We start from the raw sequence: 19,721 nt of genomic DNA on the forward strand, positions 1-19,721 counted from the left end.
TCCTCTTTCCAAGTGAGTGCAAGCACTCGATAGGAAAGAAGCGTTCGACTTGCATGTATTAGGCACGCCGCCAGCGTTCGTCCTGAGCCAGGATCAAACTCTCATAATAAAAGTTGAACACAATCTTACGATTGTTAAGCTCATTTTGTTTGCTAGCATATTGCTTCGCTTGTTTTAAAAATTGTTGTTTGTTTTTACCATTGTAAAAACAACCTACACATTTGGTTCGTCTTACTTTGTTCAGTTTTCAAAGGTCTACTTAAGTCGCCATGCGGCAACTCCTAAATTATATCATGTCTCTTTTTCGATGTCAACTGCTTTTTTAAAAAACTTTTTAGTAGTTTGTTTCGATTTGTTATCACTTTATCAGCGACAACTGTTATACCATATCAACTTATTCGTTATTTGTCAACAACTTTTTTATTGATATTTCAATGTTTTTGAATAACTTGTTTGTTATTCAATTTGTTACTGTTTGTTTCGCCAGCAACTTTTATATCTTATCAAGTTTCTCATCATTTGTCAACAACTTTTTTTAAAATTAAAAATTGTTTTTGATGACTTGATTTTTGCAATCACTTAGCTCTTTGTGTTCCCCGCCTAGCGACAAGTAATAATATATCAATAAATCAGGTATAGGTCAACTAAAAAATGAAAATTTTTTCAGTTTTTTTTATAAGCGATTGTTTTTTGATTTTATAGATTAATCGTTCGTTTTATTACTATTCAGGAGGTCTTTTGGCGTCATTTTCTTAAGTTTTGTTTATTTATTCCTAATTTTTCTCTAACGTCTTCTCTGCTCTTATCTTTTTCTGCTATTTTTTGATAGAATATATAGGAAGGAATTAAACTACTTTATTATGGAGGAAATACAAATTATGAAAATTTTAGTTGCTGATGATGATAAAGAGATTGTAGAACTACTTAGTATTTACATTCACAACGAAGGATATGAAGTTGTGAAAGCTTACGATGGAAAAGAGGCACTTTCTAAAATTAGAACCACATCAGGTATTGATTTACTGATTTTAGATATCATGATGCCTATTATGGATGGGATGCAAGTAGTCAAAGAGCTTCGAAAGGAATCTCAAATTCCGATTATTATGCTAACAGCAAAAACCACCGATATGGATAAAATCAAAGGTTTAGTTGCAGGAGCTGATGATTACGTCACAAAACCATTTAACCCTCTTGAAGTTATGGCAAGAGTTAAGTCTATCTTGAGACGTAGCCAGATTCAATTAAAAGCAGAAGAACCCGACGTTTTAGAAGTAGGTTCTCTAATAATCAATAGAGACTCACATGAAGTACGTACAGTGGAAGGAACTGAAATTCAATTAACTGCTTTAGAGTTTGGTATTTTGTATTTGTTAGCTAACCATTCAAATCGAGTTTTTAGTGCCGACGAAATATTTGAACGTGTCTGGCAGCAAGAAAGTATTGTTTCAGCTAAAACGGTTATGGTTCATGTTAGTCATCTACGAGATAAAATCGAAGAAGCTACTGGTGGCGAAAAGGTGATTCAAACCGTTTGGGGTGTTGGGTATAAGATCGATGCGCGTTAAACAAAGCAAAGCTGAAACAAAAAAGAGAATTACTCTAACCTCTAAAGAAATCAGTGAATTATTAGCTGAAGGAATTGTAACTATTATTCTTTTACTACTATTAAATGTATCAATTATGGTTTTGATTAATCAAATCCTTCATGTCAATGAATCACTGCAAGGAATCGTTTGGGCCACAAAGGATGCTGTAGCAAATGAACTAAATACCAACCTATTTTGGAGCTGGAGTAAATTTATTATCCCGATTTTTTTCATTGTTGATATTGTTGTACTGTACTGGCGTTTAATTCGTCGTTACCGCCAAATGCAATTGCGACATATTATTACTGAGCTTCATTATATCGCAGACGGAAATTATGGGCATCGTATTCCATTTCAACTAAGTGGTGATTTAGCAAAAGTTGTTTCTAGTGTCAATGGCTTAGTTGATAGTACTGTAGCTGCAATTGAAGATGAGCGGAAAATAGAAAAATCTAAGGATGAATTGATTACGAATGTCAGCCATGATATTCGTACCCCCTTAACTTCTATTATTGGTTATTTAGGATTAATTGAAGATCGACAGTTTCATAGTCAGGAAGATTTATTGAAGTACACGCATACCGCTTATGTTAAAGCTAAACAGATGAAATTATTAGTAGATGACCTTTTTGAGTACACTAAAGTACGTCAACCAAGTGTTCCACTCTATTCAACTAATTTTGATATGGTTCAACTAGTTGAACAGTTAGCTGCTGATTTTAAGCTGGAAGCTGAGAAAAAAGGGATGATTATTCAAGTTCAAGCGGACCCCCCTTCTCTAATGATGGATGGCGATACCGAAAAATTAGTGCGCGTATTTAATAATTTACTTTCAAATGCCTTAAAGTACGGGAAAGGCGGGAAGCATATTGTTATTTCGGTAGATAAAATCGGTTTAGAAGCTGTAATCTCAGTTAAAAATGATGGTCAACCAATTCCAAAAAAATCGTTAGATCAATTATTTGACCGCTTTTATCGAGTGGAAGAATCACGCTCACAAGAAACTGGCGGAACTGGTTTAGGTTTGGCCATTGCCCAAAGTATCATCGCTCTACATGGTGGTTATATTTATGCCAAGTCAGATACTAATTGGACTTCGTTTATTATCCATTTACCCCTAACTCAAAACCGCACTTCTATATAGTAGGAAAAAGTTTAGTTTTATTTTCTAAAACTAAACAAACCCTACAAAAAAATACGATAGCAATATTTTTCCAGACAGTTAACTCCATTCGATTGTTCAGAGTTAACTGTTTTTTTGTTTTATACTCAATCAATTTTCTATTTTTAATAAAACTTACGCTAAAACATCTGAGTTTTAAGAGGTTGTTTAGCTCTGATTTTCCAAGACTCTTTTGCAGAGAATACTGCAATAAGAAACTTTACTCCCTTTCACTTATTATTAAGGGATGTTTCGTACTTTTTGACTAAACTTAAGTCTAAGCTTGCTTGACATTCCATTAGAAATTTTGTATTCTAATGGAAAGCAAGAGAAAAAGTACTTGTAGTAATGATTTCAAGAGAGCTTGCGGCGGTGAAAGCAAGTAATCAACTACGATGAATTCCGTCTCTGATAAGCTGTCTAACGAAACAAGTTAGACCGGTGGCTACCGTTAATAGCTAGTATAAGAGCGGCCTATTTGGCTGAACTCGGGTGGTACCGCGAAACGATTATTCAAGTCACTTCGTCCCAAGATTTTTTCTGGGATAAAGTGACTTTTTTTGTAGTAATAATAAATAGGAGGAAAGAATATGTTAGACATTAAGATGATTCGTCAAAATTTTGAAGCAGTACAAGAAAAATTAAAAAATAGAGGTGTCAAAGAAGAGGTGCTGATAGAATTTATGCGCTTAGACGAAAATCGTCGTCAGCTACTGGTGAAGTCTGAAGAATTAAAAAAATATCGTAATGATGTTTCAACTGAAATCGCTCAACTAAAACGAGCAAAAGAAGATGCAACGGATAAAATCAATGAAATGAAAGAAGTCGGCGGCAACATCAAAGCCTTAGATATCGAAATTGAAACAATCGACGCCGCTCTAAAAGAAATTTCTACCACACTTCCTAACTTGCCACATGAATCAGTTCCTGTAGGAGCTGACGAAGAAGATAATGTAGAAGTTCGCCGCTGGAGCAAAGCACGTACTTTTGATTTTGAACCGAAACCTCATTGGGAAGTTGCTGAAAATTTAGGTATTTTAGATTTTGAACGTGGAGCAAAAGTTGCTGGTAGTCGTTTTGTCTATTATAAAGGCTTGGGTGCGCGATTAGAACGTGCTCTATATAATTTCATGTTAGATATGCATGTATATGATCATGGATATACCGAAATGATGACTCCTTATATTGTTAATAGCAACGCTATGTTCGGGACTGGTCAATTTCCAAAATTCAAAGAAGACGTTTTCCAACTTGCTGATACAGATTTTACGCTAATTCCAACAGCTGAAGTTCCTTTAACAAACTACTATAATAATGAGATTTTAGATAAAGAAAGTTTACCAATTTATTTCACTGCACTTAGCCCATCATTCCGTTCTGAAGCTGGTAGCGCAGGTCGTGATACACGCGGATTGATTCGCTTACACCAATTTAATAAGGTAGAAATGGTAAAATTCAGTGATGCAGAACATTCTTATGAAGAATTAGAAAAAATGACTGCAAATGCAGAGGAAATTCTACAAAAATTAGAATTACCATATCGTGTACTAGCTTTATGTACTGGAGACATGGGTTTTTCAGCCGCTAAAACATACGATTTAGAAGTATGGATCCCTGCTCAAAACACTTATCGTGAAATTAGCTCTTGCTCAAATTGTGAAGACTTCCAAGCGCGTCGTGCAATGATTCGATATCGTGACGAAAACGATAAGGTTCAGTACGCCCATACTTTAAACGGTTCTGGTTTAGCGGTTGGCCGAACAGTAGCAGCTATTTTAGAAAACTATCAAAATGAAGATGGTTCAGTTACAATTCCAGAAGTTCTAATTCCTTATATGGGAAATTTGAAATTGATTAAATAATTATAATTTTATTGAATAAGTAAAAAAAACATGATACAGTTGTCCTTTAGAATTAGATTTCATGAAAAGGATCGATATAGAATGACCATGAATCAAGAACCCCAGAATAGAGCCAATACTAGACGTTCTAGACAAGCAAAAAGAAAAAAATCAAAAGTAACATGGTACTATTGGTTGGTTGTTTTTGCTCTACTTGTATCTTGTGTGGGTAGCTATGCTGTGTATACACATCTAACGAACCCTGATAATACTGCGAAGAAGACAACCGAAAACAAAACAAACGATGATTTTAAACAAAAAGAAGATGACTTATTGGCTTCCATCAGAGAAAAACAAAAAACTGAAGGAATCGATAGTAATGAGTCCATACAAAAACAAGGCAAAGTCGAGATTATTACTTATTTACCTAAATCTGATGAGCTAAAATCAGAATTGGCAACAATTGAAGAAAATATGAATCAAAAAATCAACACCATCGAACAAACAAAAAAAGAAGCTGAAACGAAAATAGTTGCTCAAATAAAAAAAGGCTATTCATCTGACACAGTCACAGAGTATCAACCTGTTGTTGACACCTATGTTTGGAACAATAATGACTGGATCGAAGAAAAAGGAACCCTTGATTCTGGAATTGCCATGAATAATCAAACAAATAAGCTAGTATCATTGCATGATTTATTTGATGACAACGAAGCCAACTTATTAGCTGTTCGACAAGTAATTCAACAAAAAATATTGAGCGATCACCCAAATGATGATGCTGTTCTTGACCAAGTCCTGGCGATACCAAATTTAACATTGGACGATACGCCATTTACTTATCAATCAGATGCGATTACTCTTACACTACCTGAAACTATTGCTGATAAAAAAGAAGTGACGGTTCCTTATAACGATATTGTTGGCTTCATCAATACAGATTTTATTGATAAAAGTAAGTTAAGTACCGAAGTTCCACAAGCTCTGGATCCAAATCAAAAATATATTTCCCTTACTTTTGATGACGGACCTAATCCGGCGACAACACCAAGATTATTAGATATCCTTAAAGAAAAGGGAGTCACAGCAACATTTTTCATGCTCGGTCAAAATGTAAGCCAGAATGAAGAGTTAGCTAAAAGAGTTTATGATGAAGGACATGAAGTGGCGAGTCACTCATTTTCTCATCCAAACTTGACAACTTTAGATGCTGCAACTATTAGCGATCAAGTAAACAACACAGATAAAGCTATTTACAACGCAACCGGTACTTTACCGACAGATTTTAGACCGCCATACGGTGCTGTCAATAAAGATGTTGCTGAAATCATTGGCAAACCAATTATTCAATGGTCTGTAGATTCTCAAGATTGGCAAAGTCATAATAAGAATGCCATCGTCAAACGTGTAGATGACACAGCTTATAATGACTCAATCATCTTAATGCATGATATTTATCCTGAAACAATCGACGCCGTTCCAATCGTCATTGATCATTTGAGAGCAGCAGGTTATGAAATTATTCCATCTAAACAATTACTAATGAATAAAGCAAAACCACTGCATATGTACTATGGTTCCACAGATGAACGACCTGTACAATAAAAAACTAGCAATAATCTTCTACCTTGTCACACTGACAGATAGAAAAAATTATTGCTAGTTTTTTAATTCTATTGCTCTACAGAGTAGTTTGGCGCCTCTTTAGTGATTTGAACATCATGTGGATGAGATTCTTTCAATCCATTTCCGCTCATTTGAATAAATTGAGCTTCATCACGTAATTGTTTCAAGTTTCCAGCTCCAACATAGCCCATTCCTGATTTTAAACCACCAATCAATTGGAATACAATATCAGATACACTTCCTTTATACGCTACACGACCTTCAATTCCTTCTGGAACTAATTTATTCGCTTCATTTACGCCACCTTGGAAATAGCGATCACTTGAACCTTTTTCCATTGCACCTAACGAACCCATTCCACGATAAGTTTTAAAGCGACGTCCTTGATAAATTTCAAATTCACCTGGTGATTCATCTGTTCCAGCCAACATACTTCCTAACATTACTGCATAACCACCAGCAGCCAATGCTTTCACTATATCTCCAGAGTACTTAATTCCGCCATCAGCGATAATTGCTTTGCCATATTTACGTGCAACAGAAGCAGCATCATAAATAGCAGTCAATTGAGGAACACCAACACCTGCTACTACACGAGTTGTACAGATAGAACCTGGCCCAATTCCAACTTTTACTACATCGACACCCGCATCATATAAAGCTTTTGTTCCTTCTGCTGTAGCGACATTACCAGCGATTAAAGTTGCTTTAGGAAATGTTGCTCGAATTTCTTCGATTTTTCTTAGTACTCCAGCACTATGTCCATGAGCTGTATCAATCACAATTGCATCTGCGCCTGCATCTAACAACGCTTCAGCACGTTCAAACGTATCGCTTGTCACACCTACTGCTGCGGCAACTAACAACCTTCCATGTTCATCCTTCGCTGCATTTGGGAATTCAATTACTTTTTCAATATCCTTAATGGTGATTAAGCCACTTAAACGATTGTTTTCATCTACAATTGGCAATTTTTCGATTTTGTGTTTTTGTAAGATTTTTTCTGCATCTTTCAGAGAAGTACCAACTGGGGCTGTTACTAAGTGGTCTTTAGTCATAACTTCTTCAATCTTCATTTGATAGTCGGTCACAAAGCGCATGTCACGGTTAGTAATAATTCCTACTAGAATTCGGTTTTCCATTGTTTCAACGATTGGTACACCACTGATCCGGTATTTACTCATTAATTGTTCAGCATCTGCAACTAAATTAGTTGGTGTTAAGAAAAACGGGTCGATAATTACGCCACTTTCAGAACGTTTTACTTTCCGGACTTCATCTGCTTGCTGAGCGATACTCATATTTTTATGAATGACACCTAAGCCACCTTGACGAGCCATTGAAATTGCCATTTTACTATCAGTTACAGTATCCATACTTGCACTGATTAGAGGAATATTTAGGGTAATGTTTTTCGCTAACTCAACGCTCATATCTACTTCATTCGGTAATACATGACTTTCAGCAGGAATTAATAAAACATCATCAAATGTTAGACCTTTTTTTACAAATTTTGTTTCCCAGTTAGACATTTTTGGACCACTCCTCAGCTTAATTTTATTTAAAAAAATAACAGATAACAAAAGGGAAGTCAACCAGATTTTTATGTTTTCAATCGTTTTTTGTCTGAATTCCCTAACATTAGTGTTTTCTTATTGTTTTGCCATTGTTTTGAAAGAAAAACAGCAGTAACAAGTGATGTAAACTATAAAAAGGCTGAAAATCACAAAAACTAGAAAAATAATTTTCGTGACCTTCAGCTTCTCTCTCAGAGGGATTCATCACTGACTCAACCTCGAAAAATTCAATTTATTTCATTATTATTAAAAAAGTAAATTAACGTGATAAACTACTTTTCATATTATACTTTTTCTTTAAGAAGTAACGAGCAACTAATACCACTGCTCCAAGTATAATTGCAATCGTAGGATCTAAAATAGGATTTAGTACTGGGGGTAAAAAAGCAGAACCTGCAAAAGCAAAAACCATTAAGAGCATTGCACCCATTAACGCCGCTCCTGTTTTTAACCAACTTGGACGTTGTGATTTATCCGCTCCTGGACGATCGTATTGATAAATGTACTTATAAGATACATAAAATAAATATCCACCCGCCATAGAAGTAACAATAAATGTGACTAAGCCCAATTGTTGCGAGCGTGCATTAGAAAACATTGAGGTCACTGACAGAATAATCATCATGATTCCCATCAACAATAACGTATTGTCTAACCACATTAAGCCAGCAGGTGATTCTGGTAATTCTTCTGGTTTATTTAAAATAGCTTCCGTTCTTTCAGAAACTGTTCCAAATAACTGACGAGCTGTTTTACCGCTTTTTTGTCCTTCCACCAACTGAAGTAAGATGTCATGTAATGCTACTGTTTGTAACTCTTCAGAAAGATTTGCAGCACGCAAGGCTTTCTTCAAATCAAAAATATATTGCTCATTTTTCTTTGTTAGCTTTTGTTCTAATTCACGATTTTCTGTAACTAATTCTCGAAGTGCTTCTACTTCCATTCGTTCGCATCCTCCTTGCCCCAAAATAGAGACAGTTTTTACCTAAAAGATATTTTAACATATAGTTGTAGTGAGAAAAAATATTCTTTTAAACATTGAAACGGAAAAGCATCACATCACCATCTTGAACGATGTATTCTTTACCTTCTAACCGAACTTTTCCGGCTTCTTTCGCTGCTTGCATGTTTCCATATTTATTTAAGTCTTCATAAGAGACGGTTTCAGCTCTAATAAAGCCACGCTCAAAATCAGAATGGATAATCCCAGCTGCTTGTGGAGCTTTCATTCCTTTACGGAAAGTCCAAGCACGAACTTCTTGTTCACCAGCCGTAAAATAAGTTGCCAAGCCTAATAAATCATAAGCCGCACGAATCAATTGATCCAAGCCAGACTCATCGATTCCTAACGCTTCTAAAAACTCATCTTTGTCTGCTTCGTCCAATTCGGCAATTTCTTCTTCAGCACGAGCGCAAACAACAATAACTTCGGCATTTTCATTTGTAGCAAAGTTTCTTACTTGTTGCACATATGGATTATTATCAGAATCAGCTACTTCATCTTCTGAAACATTTGCCACATATAAAATTGGTTTTGCTGTCAATAAAAACAACGTTTTAACAATTTTTTGTTCTTCTTCTGTAAATTCTATCGTACGAGCAGATAAGCCCTCTTCTAAAACAGGTTTGATTTTATCTAAAACAGCCAATTCTGCAACAGCATCTTTATCTTTTGTTTTGGCAACTTTAGCCACTCTCGTATATCGTTTATTGATAGACTCCAAATCCGCTAATACTAATTCAAGATTGATTGTATCAATGTCAGCTAATGGATCGACACGGCCTTCAACGTGAGTAATATTATCATCATCAAAGCAACGAACAACATGACAGATTGCATCTACTTGACGTATATGACTTAAAAATTGATTTCCAAGTCCTTCACCTTTACTTGCACCTTTAACAATTCCAGCAATATCTGTAAATTCAAACGTTGTCGGAACGGTTTTTTTAGGTTTAACTAACTCCGTTAAGCGTTGTAATCTTTCATCAGGAACTTCAACCATCCCAACATTGGGATCAATCGTTGCAAAAGGATAATTTGCAGCTTCTGCTCCTGCTTTTGTAATTGCGTTAAAAAGGGTAGACTTACCCACATTTGGTAAACCTACGATTCCAGCTGTTAATGCCATTATTTATTCACTCTTCCTTTATCTCAGTCTGCTATTCATATAAAACGAATCATACTATAAAATTTACTTCACTTAAATTATACAACAAGAAAGCTATTCTGTTACTTTTCTTTCCAATACTTTTTTTAATTTTTTTTGAAAATCTCTTCTTGTCATCATCACGATATGTCCACAATTTTCACATTTTATTTTGATATCAGCACCCATTCGGATAATTTCCCAACGGTTTGCTTGGCATGCATGAGGTTTCTTCATCTCTACTATATCGCCCAAATCGTACATTACAGCCATGTCCTTTCTATTAAAAATTTTTATGAAACAAGACACAAACCTACTAGCATACAATACCATGTTTTAACCAATCAAGCAAAAGCAATTTCGATTAATCAGGTATTATTAAAGCCAGAATTAAAAGAGCGGTAACACCTAATTAGATTTGCTACTCATCAAATCACTAAGTTCCTCTTAATTCTTCACTACAACAAGACATTTCCAAAAATGCATAAGGAACACGAGGTCGGGACAAAAGTGATTAGCTCCGAGAACCGAGTAGGTATTGTGCAACATCAGCTTATTTCATTCGCTGTGTTTTACAACAATTTCGGTTTATTTCCGAGAAAACTGCTTTTGCACCACCGTTTATAAGATCATTAAACAATTGCTTAATTTACTTCAATAATAATTTAGCTTATTCCATTATCAAAGATAAGTAAAAACATTATTCAAAGTAATTTATGAATGATAAAAAGAAATTAATCATGTATTCGTATAAATTATTTTAAAAATAATCTGTTATTATTGTGTAATTTATTGTAAGATAGATGTACTTTATTTATACTAACTTTACATTATTTTTATTTCGAAAAACAAACAAATAGTAAATATAATAATTTTTTACTAATTAATAATTGTAAAAAAATGTACATTTCTCAATTGAATACAAAACTACATTAAGAGAACGATAACTTTTATTTTAGAATTATAGAGGGGCACTTTTATGAACCGGGTTGATTTATTAGAAAAAATTGAAGCGCATCAAATTATGCTATTAAAATATATGTGTGATGTTGGTGGATCTGCGAAAAAGCAAGATATTGCTGACTACTTACAAACAGGAATTTACTTTGTTACAAGATTAATTGAAAATTTAATCCATTTGTCTAGTAAATCAAATGGTAATTTTTCGCTAACGTTAGATAAGACAACTGTTCATTTCAACACAAAAACAAATTATTCTCTAAATAAATTACTACTTGAATTTATTGTTCAGGCACCAAAATATAAAATTTTAGAAGAATTATTTTTAACAGGAACCACTGATCCTTCTCGTTTATGTGAAAAAATCAATATTAGTTATTCAACATATTTTAGAAAAATCAATGAATTAAACAATTTATTGAGTGAATTTGAATTGACCATTCAAAATGGAACAATACAAGGAGATGAATTGCAGATTCGCTACTTCTTTATTTCTCTTTATTCCGAAACCCGTCCTGACTATCTAACCCAACTAAATAATCTAGATCCAAAAATCCAACTAATAATCGAAGAAATCACAGAAAAGATTGAAGCTCCATTATCAGAATTATCGAAACAAAAACTCGCTTTTTATTTTATTGTTTTAAAAAAGAGAAATGTTCAAAATAAAAATTCTAACTTTCATCAGGTACTTTCGAACAATCAATTAACGATTTATGAAGAAAATGATTTTTTTATTCAATTAAAAAAGACTCAGTTTTATCAAAATATGCAGCAATTACTGAATTCTTTTTTAAATTATTACTCTTTCAAACAATGTACAGACGAGGCCTTATTGCTAATTTTATTTTTACTCGGAGAAAATATTTCTCCCATAAATTCTTCTCTTTTAAATGATTTGAAAAAAATTGAAAATACCAGTCCTTTTTTTACACAAATATTAGTCCATGATTTTTTTACTTTTATGGAAGAAAAACACCCCGCTAGTACCTTAGAGACAACGCAAAAAGACCACCTTCAACATTATTTAAAATCGCTGGTCTATAAACAAATCATTTTTAAAGGAGCTATTACACGATTTCACTATAATAGAGAATACGCACCAATAAAATTTAACGCCACTTTACAGATGTTCATTGGTCAGTATAAACTGAAATATCCTCAATTTTTTAGTCAATCAATCAGTGATTCTTTAATCTTGCAGCAACTATCTTATGCAATCGATTATTATGAACAATGCATTCAATCTCGAATCACAGTAGGCGTTTTTATTGAAGATGACTTTTTATATAGTAAATTCTTAACTACCTGGTGGATCAGCCAAGTAAATTTAACAACTATTGGCTCAGCTGAAGAAATGGCAAGAAGTAAAAATTATGACTTAGTTATTAGTAATGTAGACTATCCATACATAAGAAATAGAGGTAGAAAGTTCTTATTTATTACTCACCAAAATGAAAAAATGGATTTAAGAGATTTAAAAGGAGTACTAACAAAAATGTATCTCAATTAATACATATATCTATATTTAACTGGATTTAAATAATCGCCATGATAAACTAAATATATTTTTCCTTATATGAATAAAAAGTCAGAATTTTCAATAGATTAGAACAGCTCTCAAACAGTATTTATTGAAAAATTAAAAGTATCTATTTTTTACTGTTTATTGCGGTTGAAGTAAAAGTAATTAGTTCCAAGAACCGAGTAGGTACAATGCATCATCGAATCCCTAGGTTCTTCGTGATTTATCGCAATAAGAAAGAATTTTCAGAAATGACAAGAAACGCATAAGACTTCCTTTTGATGTTGAATAATTCCTACCTGATATTCTTCAAATTTCCGCTTACTTTATAAGAAAGTGAGCTATTTACCCTCATTGTTGGAATTGCTCGTTGTACAACGAGCTAATTGTTTCCGAAGGGGCTACTTTTACACCACTATTTACTCAGGTCATTAAACAATCGCTTATATTCGAGCAATTAGATGAATCATCAGTTATTGCACTTTTTGCAATGAATGATGATTGGGAAATTGCCGAGAATTTGATTTTTTTATGCCGTTCGTTCGGTTTTTGAAGATAAAAAAAAGTGGTCTTTTCCTTTTTATCTCATCCATAATAACTGAAAGCTAAACTGTATAAATTTCGGGAAAAATCGATTAAAAATTATGTCTTTGTCAAAACCTCTTCAGACAAACTTCTAACTACTGAAAAACATCTACTTTATCAATTAATTGACGCTCTTCAGAAAAGAATGAATTCGTATAGCAATCCAAAGTCATCTGAGTGGAAGAGTGGCCTAACAAAGAACTAATCGCAGCAATATTGCCTCCTGCTTCTAAACATCTAGTAGCAAAACTATGTCTCAGTGAGTGAAACGAGAAACTTTCCAAACCAATTTTCTTTCGAACAATTTGAAATCGATAAGCTATTGTACGTGGCTCAAGCGGCTTATTTTTATTGGAAACAACGTATTCACTTTTTGACATTTTCTTCATGTCTATTAGATTTTTTCTTAATCCTTTTGAAATAGGAATTTTTCTTTGTGAGTTACTACTTTTAGGTTTTATTTCAATTATTTTGGTTTTACGATTTCCTTTTTCACCATACTGTATGCGTTGAATGGTTCTGTTTACATGTAAAACATTATTTTCAAAATCAATATCTTCCCATTTTAATCCACAAATTTCCCCAATTCTTAGTCCTGTTTGTAAAGCTAATATAATAGAGAAAAATTTTTGTTCTTCTTCAACTTCTTTGACTAATTTCACTTGATCTTTAACAGACAATGCTTGAACCGTTTTTCTTTTTATTTTAGGTAACTCTAAACCCACACAGGGATTGTCAAGTAACAGATTCATTGTAATTGCCTTACTTAAACAATTTTTTACAACAGAAAAAATCGCCTTAATAGAACTAGCTTTTAAGTGCGGCCTCATTTCATTCAACAATTCTTCAAAATCAGATTTTTTCAAATCTTGTAATTTAATTTTTCCAAGTTTAGCTAGCACATGAACCGTTAATTTATTTTTATAACTCGCATAAGTACTATCTTTGACTTTTGGATGTACAAAAGTTTCTAACCAATAAGACACCCAATCGGAAAATCTTCCATCATACGGCATTAAATTGGTTCTTCCAACGGTTTGTTTTTCATATTTTATAAAAATCAATTTATCTTTTACTTCTGAATATTTATAACCATAAATATAGCCGTAATAAATTTTTCCACAAGCTTTTCTACCCTTGATATACCGCCCTTCCCAACGACCATCTTTTCGCTTGTATATGTTCTCTCCTCTTCTAGCCACTTTAAGCACTCCATTCCTAGATTGGCTATTTCCCAACCATCCCAATTATTCGATTGTTTTTTTGTTTTTTATTTGCAATATAAGATTTAATTATAGTATTTATCGTTTTTTTTATCTGTTTTAATTATGCACTTCAAATTCTCATGATTTATTTCACAAATTAAAAAAAATATAGTAATTTTTGGAAGTAAAATAACTGTTGTTTTATAATTTTAAACTATTGCTTACTAATCAAAAAAGCAGAGCTACGCTCTTCACGTACTATGCTTCTCTGAGTTTTCAAGTAACTACGTATTTAGCTAACCATAAAAACAGTTTCTGTATTATCTGCAATACTAGCTAAATATTCCGCTAACACTACATAACCTTTTAACTTAATCAAAGTTGCTTGAGGACAATATATCCAATAATTAAATAACCTTGTAGATTTTGATAATTCTTCGACAGCAACTAATATTATTGGTAATTCTTTTATTAAATTTTTACAACTTAATTTTTCAGCAATAACTAACTCTGATTGTTTTTCCGATTCAAACATCTTCCACAAGTAATCAATGTATTCAATTTTAGCTTGCCATTCTAAAAATTTCTTTTTAGGGATGATTTGCTTTTTTTCTGACGTTTTTACTTCTGTAAAGTAATAAACAATCTTCTTTTCATATTCAGATAAATGAATTTTTTGTTGTATTTTCTCCACTTCACTACTAGTATTTACTTGCATCTCTTTTAAACTAGGACTAATTGCTTGCCATTGTGTCGTTACTTTTTTTACTTTTTTTCCTCTTACTAAGTGAAATTTACTCTCTTGTTTTTCATGCTTGTGCGCATTAATTTGAGTGGATAAATCAACATTTACTTGATTTTTATTTTTTTTATCAACTGCATTTTTACGTCCTGTTTCCAGCAATTCATTCTTTTTAGCTAGCTTAGTTGTAAGCATTTGATTCATCTGTTCAATTTCTTCTTGTACTTTTTTATTAGCATCTACAGCCACTGTTTCACTTTTCTTAACTCGATTCTCTAATTTATCTATCTTAGTTTCTAATTGTTCAATTTGAGTAGATAATTTTTTTAATAAATCACTTTCGAGTGCCCTTCTTTGCGACAATTCCTTAGTGTGATTTTCTATTTTATTTTTAAACCACTCTTTTAGATCTGGAAGCTTTTTGGCTTGATCTTTTTGAAAGAAACCTAATGAAATTGTTAGAAGTACGTGTTTTTCCGAGGTAAATATATGAATTTTTTTTATAAATATTTCTTGTTGCTCATTTTCCCAAGCACCTTGTATTTCAAAAATTAATTCTTCCATTTCTTTAAATGAGTGAATATCTTCTTTATAAATCAATTTACATATTAAATAGGCACTATATGGCACTGCTATGTTCTGATTAAATATTTCTATACCGAGCATTCTAGTGTTGATTTTTTGATGAATACTATATTTTTTTAGATTTTTTTTTTCTTGCATTTCATTCTCTTGTGTATTCATTTTTTACCAACTCCTAAAATATTCTCTTGTCAATCTTTAATGATTTTTTATGTACAGTAACTACTTTATTTTTTAATGATTTATGTAACTATTAAAAAATTCAATCACGCTGAGAAAAGAAGAGGGGATTTTTACATGATAAAAACCACGAAAACTTCGCAACCCTCAGCTAATTTATTAAGCTATTTTCTCCTTAATTTAACTCTCTCTACTCAGAATATCTTCTACTTTCAATTAATAATTGCTTCTTAGCCTCTTTTCTTTTGGCTTACGTACTTCTCCAGATTTAGGAGAGACATTCTCTATCAAGTAAATTAAAGAATGATAATGCGCTGTATTAATACGAAAATAGACAAACAAACCAACAGTTAGAACTAGTATGGAAAGATATTCAATAGTAAGGTTTATTTTAATTAAAGGAACATTAAACAATATGACTAAAGCAACACTTCCCAAAAGACTTATATATCCTAAAAATGTATACACCTTATGTAAAAATTTGTACCAACCTATTTTTTGATTTTTCTTCCTAATCATTTTTCACCTACTCCTCCAAAGTCCATTCCACTTTTTGATTTTTAACTAAAAAATACTCAGCTACTACTTACTTGGTTAGTTAAGACAATTTTTTCAATAAGATAATTTTCCCCTTGAATTAAATCAAAATAGGCAGCTTTTTTAAGCAAATTATCGTAATCCATTTTCATAATGCGAACATAAGGTTGACGAAACCAGGTTTTTCTTTTAATCTTCACTCTAGATTCAATCACTTTACATTCTTCTAAAATTAAATAAAGTTCGGTAGAATTAATCTCTTCTTTAAAACCTCTTATTTGTTCTCTTTCGTAGGTCAATTGATTATCTGAAATTGTCATTTTTTCATTTTTTGTAATCAACTCTTTATTCATAAACCATGTTTGTTCAAGAAATTTAGCTTTTTGCAAAATCTGAGAGTATTCACGTAAGTCAACTTTTAATATTCGATCCCACTTTTCATTTTCCTCAGGAGTCGCATGACTTAATTGATCCATCGCCTTTGTCAATCGCTGACGTTCCATCTGTTCAATAACTACCTCTAATTTTTGATTAGCTAAACGCATTCTTTCTTTTACATATTTTTCGCGAGTCAATTCTTCTTCAATTTGTAGCACATAATTTTTCTTTTCTTCTTCTGCTTCACTGTATTTATGAGCCAAACTATCTTTCTGAGCCTCTGATTCTACTTCTTCTACTATTTTTTTTTCAATATTCTTTTCTTTGATTTCAAGAGGCTTGATAAACTTTGCACTTAATTGCTCTATTGTTTCTATAAAGTACTCGATAAGAGAATCTGGATCATAGTTCTCACCTACAACTTGCTGTTCTAGCGATTGCTGCAAGTTTACCAGAAACGGAAAACCAGAATTTCTATATGCAATTGGAACAAAATCAAGATAGTAAGTCACTCGATTATCTTCTCTTTCTGTAGAACCACCAATCCAGGCAATTTGCGGAAAAGTTTGAATCAATTCATCTAAAAGTTTCGACCAATCAAGATCTACAAAGTCTAAAGTAATTTCTATATGCTTGAAAAAAGAAATTATGGTGTGGAATTCTTCAAAATATTCCTCAACTTCTTTTTGAGGATAAGTCACTCCTATATTTCTTTTTTGAAAAATTTCTTCACAAATATAATATATATCACGCAGCATATCGTCATCAAAAAGACGTTCTCCCACAGCTGGAGATGCAGCTTGATACATGTCAACTCCAATATTTTGATAAACCACTTCATAATCTCCTTTACTTACTTCAATTTAAAGTTTGTTCTGCTAGCTTACTTGATTTTTCAAGTAGTTCTTCCATTAGTAGAGCTGATTCAGTTTGTAATCGTGCGATACGGTTATGGTAATTTGCTGCTTCTTTATTGATTAACTTTAATTCATCTGCTGCATCAGTTACTGCTTTTTTCACTTGATGTTTTGCTGTTTCAACTGTTCGATCAGCTTCCATATTTGCTCTATCTTGAATTTGTTGTGCCTTACTTTTTGCTTCCATTAGAACTTCTGCGATTTGGTTTTTCATTGCCTCTTGTTTTGCTAAATCTTGCTCTAATTTCTCATTGTTTGAAAGTGTTTCAGATAATTCTTCTTCCACTTTATGTAATTGAATCTTTAATAAACGCGCTTGTTCTTTAGCTTTACCCGAAAAAGCTAATTCTTTCTCATACTCTACATTTTTATTACACGCTGAAACAATTTTCTCTTCTGCTTGCATAAGTTGAGATTCCAATGTTTGAATTCTTTCTTTCGCTTTAGAGGAAGTTGTCAATCGCACTGTTAACTGATCTATTTCTTGTTGCTTATTCTCAACTTCAGTCTTTAAACGTTCAGTCATCGTTTTTTGTCGCTGAACTTCTTTTTGCAAACGTTGATTTTCTCTATTTATTTGCTCAGAGGAATCAGTTGAATTTTCTTTATTACTTTTTTCTGAACGATCTTTTTTAGCTGTTTCTGGGCGATTTCTTTTTACTGGTTCCTTCACTTCTTCGTACTCTTCTTCATCGTACTCGTCGTCCATTTCATCCTCATAATCTTCGTAATCATCGTAGTATTCTTCATAATCTTCTTCATATTGTTTCTTTTTTCGGTTAAACATCAGTTATTATTCTCCAATCTTATTTTTTACTTCTTTAGCTATTTCCTAAAAGAAGTTCTCGTGATTCTTCATCTCTTCTATCACTTACAAGCTTAAATTCTTGATTGAGATAGTACCCAATCCCTTTTTTATTTAAAATGAACGGTTCAAATATAGACGTTTTCTCCATTATTTTTTGTTTAATGCGATTAATTAAATTACTCAATAGAGCTTGTTTATTTTTTTGTTGAGAATTATTCCATAAAGCTTCGCATAATGATTGACTTGAAAAAAATCTTTGCTCTGTTTCAATCAAATATTCGAGAACTTGATATTCTTTTTTAGTTAGTGGAATCAACCAATCATCTATAATCAATGTGCGATCCTTTAATTGGAACGAATGTTGCTTGTTTGTTTTAATTAAATTTGGAAACGATCCAGGCTGCCTTCTTTCAGCAAACGGATAAGCATTTGCTGTATGATTAAGTAACGGATCTTTTGAATAGCGCTCTGAAGCAGTTTCATCAAAAATCACTCCTAATTTACTGGCAAGCTCTGAAACAGAAATAGGATACGGCATAAAATATATTTTTTCATTTGCTGCATATTTCGTTTGATCTAATTGTTCTGATTCAAATGTCAAAATAACAATTGGTTTATCTAACAAAGCCAAATTGTCTAAAAGAGATTCTTTTAAAACACCATACATCGACTGCTGATAAATAATCAAATCAAAATTTTGTAAAAAGTAAAACTCACTTCCTTTCGGCTGAATCATCATGTCTTTTGAAATCATAATTTCATATTCTAGATTTAATAGACTGTTTTGAAGCAAACCATTTGCACTTAAAGTATCTGTTAATATGATAATCTTTTTCCCCATACCAAAATTCCTCCCACGAATTTTCTAGTCATCCATTTAAAATGAAACCTACCCATACTTCTACGACCAAACAACTTAAAATATTAAAATTATTCTCCATTTAGATAATATTTTAAGTAAAAAAATTTCTTATTCTTATATAAAATAAGAAAAAACGATAGATAAGGTTATTTATAAAGCGTTTAAAAAATTCTCTGACGGTTATCTGACGGAAAATTATAAAAAGATACATATAAAAAAAAGTTTTTTTATTAAAAATATAAAATTCAGAAATTGAATTACCTATGTATATTTAAAATGGAAAAATAAATTTGATAACAAAAAATAGCACCTAACTCGGATGGGAAATCGCTTTCTGTTTGACGGTCTATTTGACGGTCAAAAAAAATGAGAAGTAAATATCCTTAATAAATCAAATGAGAATATTATTTTAGATGAAAACTAGTTTTTTCTTAGCTTAACAGAGAAAGATATCTATTCATCTAGATATACATTCAGTTCTTTTTTCTTAATGAA

16 protein-coding genes and 1 other annotated feature are annotated in these 19,721 nt (G+C 32.4%); of the genes, 6 read left to right on the plus strand and 10 right to left on the minus strand.

Annotated elements, in window-relative coordinates:
- The first annotated feature begins 878 nt into the window (after nucleotides 1-878).
- The 4 genes from croR to ACYSNW_RS08835 all read left to right on the plus strand — a co-directional run bounded on the left by croR (nucleotide 879) and on the right by ACYSNW_RS08835 (nucleotide 6,197).
- The gene (gene croR, locus ACYSNW_RS08820) at nucleotides 879-1,568 is read left to right on the plus strand and encodes a response regulator transcription factor CroR (RefSeq protein WP_461744118.1); all 690 of its coding nucleotides are present in this window, start codon (nucleotides 879-881) and stop codon (nucleotides 1,566-1,568) included.
- On the plus strand, nucleotides 1,558-2,733 hold the full coding sequence (croS, locus tag ACYSNW_RS08825) for a sensor histidine kinase CroS (protein WP_461744119.1): 1,176 nt from the start codon (nucleotides 1,558-1,560) through the stop codon (nucleotides 2,731-2,733). Before croR ends, croS begins: the two co-directional genes overlap by 11 nt.
- Nucleotides 2,734-3,065: 332 nt before the next feature.
- Nucleotides 3,066-3,285: a binding site (T-box leader), on the plus strand.
- A 56-nt stretch (nucleotides 3,286-3,341) separates the two neighbouring features.
- The gene (gene serS / locus ACYSNW_RS08830; protein ID WP_461744120.1) at nucleotides 3,342-4,613 is read left to right on the plus strand and encodes a serine--tRNA ligase; all 1,272 of its coding nucleotides are present in this window, start codon (nucleotides 3,342-3,344) and stop codon (nucleotides 4,611-4,613) included.
- Between the two features lie 81 nt (nucleotides 4,614-4,694).
- Nucleotides 4,695-6,197, plus strand: a complete 1,503-nt coding sequence (locus tag ACYSNW_RS08835) for a polysaccharide deacetylase family protein (protein ID WP_461744121.1) — start codon at nucleotides 4,695-4,697, stop codon at nucleotides 6,195-6,197.
- A 68-nt stretch (nucleotides 6,198-6,265) separates the two neighbouring features.
- Here the strand turns inward: ACYSNW_RS08835 and guaB are convergent, their stop codons facing one another.
- From guaB to ACYSNW_RS08855, 4 genes are all read right to left on the minus strand, one after another.
- Nucleotides 6,266-7,750, minus strand: coding sequence for an IMP dehydrogenase (guaB, locus tag ACYSNW_RS08840; RefSeq protein ID WP_461744122.1), 1,485 nt, complete (start codon nucleotides 7,748-7,750; stop codon nucleotides 6,266-6,268).
- 304 nt (nucleotides 7,751-8,054) lie between these two features.
- Nucleotides 8,055-8,738 (minus strand): DUF1129 domain-containing protein, encoded by a 684-nt coding sequence (locus ACYSNW_RS08845; protein WP_461744123.1) that lies wholly within the window; start codon nucleotides 8,736-8,738, stop codon nucleotides 8,055-8,057.
- A gap of 88 nt (nucleotides 8,739-8,826) precedes the next feature.
- A complete protein-coding gene (gene ychF, locus ACYSNW_RS08850) occupies nucleotides 8,827-9,927 on the minus strand; it encodes a redox-regulated ATPase YchF (protein ID WP_461744124.1) in 1,101 nt (366 codons plus the stop codon).
- A 93-nt stretch (nucleotides 9,928-10,020) separates the two neighbouring features.
- Nucleotides 10,021-10,209, minus strand: a complete 189-nt coding sequence (locus ACYSNW_RS08855) for a DUF951 domain-containing protein (protein ID WP_461744125.1) — start codon at nucleotides 10,207-10,209, stop codon at nucleotides 10,021-10,023.
- 715 nt (nucleotides 10,210-10,924) lie between these two features.
- Between ACYSNW_RS08855 and ACYSNW_RS08860 the strand changes: the two genes are divergently transcribed.
- On the plus strand, nucleotides 10,925-12,418 hold the full coding sequence (locus ACYSNW_RS08860; RefSeq protein ID WP_461744126.1) for a helix-turn-helix domain-containing protein: 1,494 nt from the start codon (nucleotides 10,925-10,927) through the stop codon (nucleotides 12,416-12,418).
- Between the two features lie 382 nt (nucleotides 12,419-12,800).
- Entirely contained in the window at nucleotides 12,801-12,983 is a 183-nt protein-coding gene (locus ACYSNW_RS08865; protein WP_461744127.1) for a hypothetical protein, read from the plus strand.
- Between the two features lie 127 nt (nucleotides 12,984-13,110).
- On the opposite strand, the gene ACYSNW_RS08870 is transcribed toward ACYSNW_RS08865, so the two are convergent.
- The 6 genes from ACYSNW_RS08870 to ACYSNW_RS08895 form a co-directional block, all read right to left on the minus strand.
- Nucleotides 13,111-14,217, minus strand: coding sequence for a tyrosine-type recombinase/integrase (locus tag ACYSNW_RS08870; protein ID WP_461744128.1), 1,107 nt, complete (start codon nucleotides 14,215-14,217; stop codon nucleotides 13,111-13,113).
- Between the two features lie 295 nt (nucleotides 14,218-14,512).
- Complete coding sequence (locus tag ACYSNW_RS08875) at nucleotides 14,513-15,706, minus strand: hypothetical protein (protein ID WP_461744129.1); 1,194 nt, start codon at nucleotides 15,704-15,706, stop codon at nucleotides 14,513-14,515.
- Between the two features lie 234 nt (nucleotides 15,707-15,940).
- On the minus strand, nucleotides 15,941-16,243 hold the full coding sequence (locus ACYSNW_RS08880; protein ID WP_461744130.1) for a hypothetical protein: 303 nt from the start codon (nucleotides 16,241-16,243) through the stop codon (nucleotides 15,941-15,943).
- A gap of 56 nt (nucleotides 16,244-16,299) precedes the next feature.
- Nucleotides 16,300-17,475 carry a hypothetical protein gene (locus ACYSNW_RS08885; protein WP_461744131.1) on the minus strand — a complete coding sequence of 392 codons (1,176 nt, stop codon included), beginning with the start codon at nucleotides 17,473-17,475 and terminating at the stop codon, nucleotides 16,300-16,302.
- A 22-nt stretch (nucleotides 17,476-17,497) separates the two neighbouring features.
- Complete coding sequence (locus tag ACYSNW_RS08890) at nucleotides 17,498-18,343, minus strand: hypothetical protein (protein ID WP_461744132.1); 846 nt, start codon at nucleotides 18,341-18,343, stop codon at nucleotides 17,498-17,500.
- A 34-nt stretch (nucleotides 18,344-18,377) separates the two neighbouring features.
- Nucleotides 18,378-19,205 (minus strand): winged helix-turn-helix domain-containing protein, encoded by an 828-nt coding sequence (locus ACYSNW_RS08895; protein WP_461744133.1) that lies wholly within the window; start codon nucleotides 19,203-19,205, stop codon nucleotides 18,378-18,380.
- Nucleotides 19,206-19,721: the final 516 nt, after the last annotated feature.

This window comes from Enterococcus sp. LJL99, from assembly GCF_054871725.1.

What these genes read in the sequence shown, in the direction of transcription:
- croS (WP_461744119.1), top strand. Translation starts at nt 1,558, where the DNA reads ATGCGCGTTAAACAAAGCAAAGCTGAAACAAAAAAGAGAATTACTCTA.
- guaB (WP_461744122.1), bottom strand. Translation starts at nt 7,750, where the DNA reads ATGTCTAACTGGGAAACAAAATTTGTAAAAAAAGGTCTAACATTTGAT.
- croR (WP_461744118.1), top strand. Translation starts at nt 879, where the DNA reads ATGAAAATTTTAGTTGCTGATGATGATAAAGAGATTGTAGAACTACTT.
- ACYSNW_RS08890 (WP_461744132.1), bottom strand. Translation starts at nt 18,343, where the DNA reads ATGTTTAACCGAAAAAAGAAACAATATGAAGAAGATTATGAAGAATAC.
- serS (WP_461744120.1), top strand. Translation starts at nt 3,342, where the DNA reads ATGTTAGACATTAAGATGATTCGTCAAAATTTTGAAGCAGTACAAGAA.
- ACYSNW_RS08845 (WP_461744123.1), bottom strand. Translation starts at nt 8,738, where the DNA reads ATGGAAGTAGAAGCACTTCGAGAATTAGTTACAGAAAATCGTGAATTA.
- ACYSNW_RS08835 (WP_461744121.1), top strand. Translation starts at nt 4,695, where the DNA reads ATGACCATGAATCAAGAACCCCAGAATAGAGCCAATACTAGACGTTCT.
- ACYSNW_RS08880 (WP_461744130.1), bottom strand. Translation starts at nt 16,243, where the DNA reads ATGATTAGGAAGAAAAATCAAAAAATAGGTTGGTACAAATTTTTACAT.
- ACYSNW_RS08855 (WP_461744125.1), bottom strand. Translation starts at nt 10,209, where the DNA reads ATGTACGATTTGGGCGATATAGTAGAGATGAAGAAACCTCATGCATGC.
- ACYSNW_RS08875 (WP_461744129.1), bottom strand. Translation starts at nt 15,706, where the DNA reads ATGAATACACAAGAGAATGAAATGCAAGAAAAAAAAAATCTAAAAAAA.
- ACYSNW_RS08895 (WP_461744133.1), bottom strand. Translation starts at nt 19,205, where the DNA reads ATGGGGAAAAAGATTATCATATTAACAGATACTTTAAGTGCAAATGGT.
- ychF (WP_461744124.1), bottom strand. Translation starts at nt 9,927, where the DNA reads ATGGCATTAACAGCTGGAATCGTAGGTTTACCAAATGTGGGTAAGTCT.
- ACYSNW_RS08860 (WP_461744126.1), top strand. Translation starts at nt 10,925, where the DNA reads ATGAACCGGGTTGATTTATTAGAAAAAATTGAAGCGCATCAAATTATG.